This window comes from Coprococcus intestinihominis, from assembly GCF_040096555.1.
GTDB classification, from domain to species: Bacteria; Bacillota; Clostridia; order Lachnospirales; family Lachnospiraceae; genus Coprococcus_A; species Coprococcus_A intestinihominis.
Genome location: NZ_JBBMEK010000172.1, coordinates 1 through 7096, shown reverse-complemented (window position 1 = coordinate 7096; position 7096 = coordinate 1). Strand labels below are relative to the sequence as shown.

Genomic DNA, 7096 nt, shown 5'->3' with positions numbered 1-7096 from the left:
ATTCTTAGCTTCAGCTTGCCGAAATTATAAGTTACGCTATGACGAACAGCTTCTTGTATATGCACAGCGACCTGATGCAACGGCGGTTCTTGAGATAGAGCAGTGGAACAAAATTTTTGGCAGATGGGTCAACCGAGGTGCTAGAGGTATTGCTGTTTTTGCTGATGAAAACCGTTCACGGCAAAGACTGACACATTACTTTGATATTTCAGATACTCACGAAAGCAGATATTCAAGAACAGTCCCGATTTGGGATATGCGTCAGGAATATGAAGCTGATGTGATTGAGACATTGGAAAGCACTTTCGGAGAGATTGAGAACAAGAGCAGTCTTGCCGAAGCAATTATGGGAGCAGCAAGAAATGCGGCAGAGGATAATATCCCTGATTATCTGCAAGACCTTTACTATGCAACCGAGGGCAGTTCCTTTGAGGAAGTGGAAGAGGATATTGTGGCTTTCATTTATAAAAATGTCGTGACAAATAGTGTGGCATATATGATGATGTCAAGGCTTGGCGTTGATACGGACGGTTATTTTGAACTTGATGATTTCAGAGATGTTACTAACTTCAATACGCAGGAAACACTCAATGCACTTGGATTTGCTACCAGTGATATTGCTGAAATGGGATTGACGGAAATATCTAAAACAATTACTGCACTCAACCGTCAAAATCGCATAATTGTCGGTCAGGACAGAAATGAATACAATAAGGTTGAAAATAACGACGAAAGGAGTTTGGACAATGAACGAACTGACCTACACGATGGTGGGCGATTACAGCCTTCCGAACCTGAAACTTCCACAGCAGCCGGAAGTGACGTTGGGCAGATACGCTCAGATGAGGAGAGAGTTTCTGAAGGAACATCACAGAGTCCTTTACTACAATCTCCTGACGAGGGGCGAACTGACACAGCACTTGGCGGAAGTGGAACAGAGAGCCAGCAAGATGGAGGAAACAATCCTGAGCCAGATGGCACAGAAAGAGGGAGTGACCGAACAGATGAAAGCGGAGGATATGATGAAATGGGTTCGTCTGATGAACTCCCTTCGCAACTCGGCACAGGAAATCGTGAAAGCGGAAGTGATATTCGCTTAGAGTATTACGACAGAACGCACGAGGATAAAAGCCTTCCGTTCTTTGGACGTGATGAAGTAATCAATGAAATTCTCAGAACGACACCATATTTGTCAGCAAGTCTGGAAGAAATCAAAGATTATTATGAACGTAATCCTGATAACAAAGACCGCACAGAGTATATAAAGAGTATTTTCAATAATGATTATACCGAACTTACTTTAGAGGACGGCAGGACAGTAGGGTACAAGACCTTTGAAAACGTTCTTCATTTGTGGGAGGGCAAATACGACAGCAGAACCGCACAGAGCTTTTATGATTGGGCTGTTATTGCCCGACATTTTGAAGCTATGCGATTACTGGGAGAATTAAGTGACAGCATAAAACCATTACCGTCAATGGACGGACAGATGACATTCATATTAGACGGTCGGGCAGAGGAAAAGAAAACCTCTGCCTTTGTTTTTTCGCAGGAGATTATCGACGCTGTTCTTGCGAATGGAAGCGGATTTTCTGAGGGGAAAATGCGTATCTATGAGCAGTTTGAAAAAAGCCTTTCCGCAAAAGAGAATGCGGATTTTTTGAAAAAAGAGTACGGTTGGGGCGGCTCTTATCCCGTCATAATCGGAGCGGGGATTGATGAGAGCCACGATGGAAAAGGCATTACGATTACGAAAGGTATCGGTAAAGAAAATCCACATATCATGCTTTCGTGGTCGCAGGTGGAGAAGCGTATCGGGGAACTTATCCGAATGGACAGATACTTAAATCCAAAGGAAAAAGAACACTATCCTCGATGGCTTGAAAGCCAAGAGGAACGCAGAGCTAAAATCGAAGAAACGAAAAGAAATCGTGAAATACTCTCTAATGCTCCACCGGAACAAGAGGTTGAACCAGCCGAAAAAGAACCTGAAGAAGCAGAACAGCCGCAAGATGTGCAGTATGAATATCATCTTGGCGATAAGGTGTATATCGGTGCTTCTGAGTATGAAATCTTATCTGTTGATGATGAGAGAGTAATGCTCTATGACTATGATATGCCACTGTTCAATAAGGAATTTTCACGCACAGAGTTTGACAGAAAAGTGCGTGAGAACCAGATGAATGAGCATTTGATTGTGAAGGAAGAACCTGCCGAAGAAAGAAATGAAAAAGAGCCTGAGCCGGTAGTTCCCGCTTGGGAGCAGAAGAAAAAAGTCAAAGGCTTTGACTTGCACCCTGATGTATCTATGGCAGAACGCCACACCTTTAATCTCAGAGAAAATGAGGTTGAAACAGTTGGTAAAAAGGAACGCTTCCGCAGAAATATTATGGCGATACAGCTTCTAAAAAAATGTCAGGAAGAAAACAGATTTGCCACTCCTGAAGAACAGATTATCTTATCTAAGTATGTCGGTTGGGGTGGGCTTTCAGAAGCCTTTGATGAAAATAATTCAGCGTGGGCAACTGAATATCTGGAACTTTCTTCGGTATTAACACCGGAGGAATATGCTTCGGCAAGAGAAAGCACATTGACTGCGTTCTACACGCCGCCCGAAGTAATAACAGCCATTTATAAGGCAATGGAGCAGATGGGCTTTAAGGAAGGCAACTTGTTAGAGCCGTCCTGCGGTATCGGTAATTTCATCGGTATGCTGCCGGACACAATGCAGGACAGTAAGATTTACGGTGTGGAACTTGATGCGATTTCCGCAGGGATTGCACAGCAGCTTTATCAGAAAACAACCATTGCGGCACAAGGATTTGAAGAAACAAATCTGCCGGACAGCTTCTTTGATGGAGTGGTTGGTAATGTGCCTTTTGGAGATTTTAAGGTATCGGATAAAAGATACGACAAGCATAAGTTCCTGATACACGATTACTTTTTTGCCAAGTCCCTTGATAAGTTAAGACCCGGCGGTGTGATGGCTCTTGTAACGAGCAAAGGCACAATGGATAAGGAAACTTTAGCAGTACGAAAGTATATTGCACAGAGAGCAGAGCTTCTTGGAGCAATCCGATTGCCGAATAATACCTTTAAGGGTAATGCAGGAACGGAAGTCGTTTCGGATATTCTTATCCTGCAAAAGCGTGACAGACTGATAGATATTGAGCCGGATTGGGTTCATCTTGATACCGATGAGAACGGAATTAAGATGAACTCTTATTTTGTGCAGCACCCCGAAATGATACTCGGAGAAATGAAAATGGTATCGGGGCGTTTCGGTATGGAAGCAACTTGTGTACCGTATGAAAATGCAGACCTTGCAGCACAGCTTGATGAAGCAGTAGCAAACATTCACGGAGAAATCACGGAATATGAAACTGAGGAAGAACTGGAGGAGGAAGATAATTCTATTCCGGCAGACCCGACAGTGAGAAACTTTTCCTATACGGTGGTAGACGATAAAATCTACTATCGTGAAAATTCCCGTATGACTCCGGTGGAAGTGTCGGCAACCGCAGAGAACCGAATTAAGGGTATGATTGCTATTAGAAATTCCGTCAGAACGCTGATTGAATTGCAGACAGAAGATTACCCTGACAGCGAAATCAAAGCGGAGCAGGAGCGATTAAACAGACTTTATGATACCTTTTCAGGTAAGTACGGACTCATTAACAGCCGTGCAAATACTTCTGCTTTCTCGCAGGACAGTTCATTCTCTTTGCTTTCCGCATTGGAGATAATCGGAGAGGACGGAGAACTGGAGCGTAAGGCTGATATGTTTTCTAAGAGGACAATTAAGCCGCATACTCCGGTTACTTCTGTTGATACGGCAAGCGAAGCGTTGGCGGTATCTCTTGGAGAAAAAGCCACGATTGATATGGACTATATGATGGGGCTTTCCGGTAAATCGGAGAATGAAATCTTTGAGGACTTAAAGGGTGTTATCTTCCTAAACCCGCTTTATGAGTATGGAAATTCTTACGAACCGAAGTATCTGATGGCTGATGAATACCTTTCGGGTAATGTCAGGGAAAAGCTGAAGATTGCAAAGAACTCGGCAGAACTCTATCCGGAAGATTATAAGGTCAATGTAGAAGCACTTCAAAAGGTGCAGCCGAAAGACCTGACTGCAAATGAAATTTCCGTGCGACTTGGTGCAACTTGGCTGCCACCGGACGATGTGCAGGAGTTTATCTTTCATTTGCTTGAAACACCACGTTATGCACAGTGGAATATCAAAGTTCACTTCTCTCCATTTACGAGTGAGTGGAATATTGAGGGCAAATCTTACGACAAAGGAAATGTAAGGGCATATAACACTTACGGAACTTCCCGCATCAATGCCTATAAGATTATCGAGGAAACACTGAACTTAAAAGATGTGCGTATCTTTGATTATATCGAAGATGATGAGGGAAAGAAAAAAGCTGTCCTGAATAAAAAGGAAACAGCGATTGCTCAGTCGAAGCAGGAAATGATTAAGCAGGAATTTCAGGACTGGATATGGTCTGACCCTGAACGAAGGGAAAGGCTTTGCAAATCTTACAATGAGAAATTCAATAGCGTCAGACCTCGTGAGTATGATGGAAGTCATATCATCTTCAATGGTATGAACCCTGAAATTGAACTCAGGGAACATCAGAAAAATGCGGTTGCTCATATCCTTTACGGAGGAAATACCCTTCTTGCACACGCAGTCGGAGCAGGAAAAACTTTTGAAATGGTAGCGGCAGCACAGGAGTCGAAAAGGCTTGGGCTTTGTAATAAGTCACTGTTTGTTGTACCAAATCACTTGACCGAACAATGGGCGGCTGAGTATTTGCAGCTCTATCCGGCGGCAAATATCCTTGTCGCAACAAAGAAAGATTTTGAAACCAAGAACCGTAAAAAGTTCTGCGGCAGGATTGCAACCGGAGATTATGACGCAGTTATCATCGGACATTCACAGTTTGAGAAAATCCCGATGTCCATTGAAAGACAGAGGGCAATCTTAGAACAGCAGCTTGAGGAGATAACCGGAGGAATTGCGGAACTCAAGCGAAACCGAGGGGAAAACTTCTCCATAAAGCAGCTTGAAAAGTCAAAGAAATCTATCAAGCAGAAACTTGATAAACTCAATGACCAGACGAAAAAAGATGATGTTGTAACCTTTGAGGAACTTGGTGTAGACAGGCTTTTTGTTGATGAAAGCCATTATTATAAGAACCTTTATCTTTATACAAAAATGCGTAATGTGGGCGGTATCGCACAGACGGAAGCACAGAAATCTTCCGACCTCTTTATGAAGTGCCGTTACCTTGATGAGATTACCGGAGGACGAGGAACCGTATTCGCAACAGGTACACCTATCTCAAACAGTATGGTGGAACTCTATACGATACAGCGATATTTGCAGTACAACACGCTTGTGAAAAATGGGTTGCAGCACTTTGACGCCTGGGCTTCCACTTTCGGAGAAACCATTACGGCAGTGGAACTTACACCGGAAGGAACAGGATACAGAGCAAAGACAAGGTTCGCAAAATTCTATAACTTGCCTGAACTAATGGCGATGTTCAAGGAGATAGCGGACATTAAAACAGCAGATATGTTGAACCTGCCAGTACCGGAAGCAAAGTATCATAACATTGCAGTAAAGCCATCGGAAATGCAGAAGGAGATGGTTGCTTCCCTTGCAGAGAGAGCCGAGCAGGTGCGTGGCGGCGGTGTGGATTCAAGCGTAGATAATATGCTGAAAATCACGAATGACGGAAGAAAACTGGCTCTTGACCAGCGTATGCTAAACGATATGCTGCCTGATTTTGAGGGCAGTAAAATCAATGCCTGCGTCGATAACATCTATCGGATATGGAAAGAAAATGCCGACAAGAAATCGGCACAGCTTGTGTTTTGTGACCTTTCCACGCCGAAGAATGACGGCACATTTTCCGTCTATAACGACATCAGAAAGAAGCTGATTGAGAGAGGTATTCCTGAAAGTGAAGTGAAGTTCATACACGAAGCCGATACGGATATGAAGAAAAAAGAACTGTTTCAAAAGACCCGCAAGGGAGAAGTCAGGGTGCTTCTTGGCTCTACTCAGAAGATGGGAGCAGGAACGAATGTGCAGGATAAACTTATCGCACTTCACGATGTGGATTGTCCGTGGCGACCTTCAGATTTGGAGCAGCGTTCCGGTAGAATTGTCCGTCAGGGCAATGAAAATCCGAAGGTAGATATTTACCGTTATGTAACAGAGCAGACCTTTGATGCATACCTCTATCAGCTTGTGGAAGGTAAGCAGAAGTTCGCAAGTCAGATTATGACGAGCAAATCTCCGGTTAGGTCGGCAGAGGATATTGATGAAACCGCACTGTCCTATGCAGAGATAAAAATGCTTGCAACAGGTAATCCATATATCAAAGAAAAGATGGACTTAGACATTCAAGTACAGAAGCTAAAGATGTTAAAATCCAATTTTTTATCGGAGAAATATGGACTAGAGGATAAGGTCATCAAGTTCTATCCACAACAGATTGCTTACTTGAAATCCCGTGTAGAGGGACTTACAAAAGATGTTGAAACAGCAAAATTACACCCGAAACCGATAGACGAGCAGCCGCTTGGAATGACGGTTTCGGGTGTTTCTTATTCCGAAAAAGCCGAAGCAGGTCAGGCAATCATCAATGCCTGCAAGTCAATGAACAGTCCCGATGCGATACCACTTGGCGAGTACCGTGGCTTTCAAATGGAACTGTATTTTGATACGGTTCAGCGTAATTATGTTGTGAAATTAAAAGGCGAAACAAGCAGAGATGTACCGCTTGGCGATGATTCTCACGGTAATATTGTGAGAATAGATAACGGCATTGAACGCTTTGAAGAAACACTTGCTGATACGAAAAACAGCCTTGAAAATACGGAAAAGCAGTTTGAAACAGCGAAGCAGGAAATCGAAAAGCCGTTTGCCAAAGAGGAAGAATTGAAGGCAAAAACTGCTCGACTTGATGAGCTGAATATCCTGCTCAATATGGATAAAAAGGAAAATGAGATTGTCGGCGGAGAGCCTGATGAGGGCGAAGCAGTCGGCGGCAGAAAGGAGAAATCGTAT

The 7096-nt window shown here is 43.5% G+C and carries 1 protein-coding gene; it reads left to right on the top strand.

What is annotated here, in order from left to right; genetic code table 11:
• Positions 1–7096: helicase-like domain-containing protein (locus WMO25_RS12455; protein WP_435384311.1), on the top strand; the 7096-nt coding region annotated here is incomplete at both ends.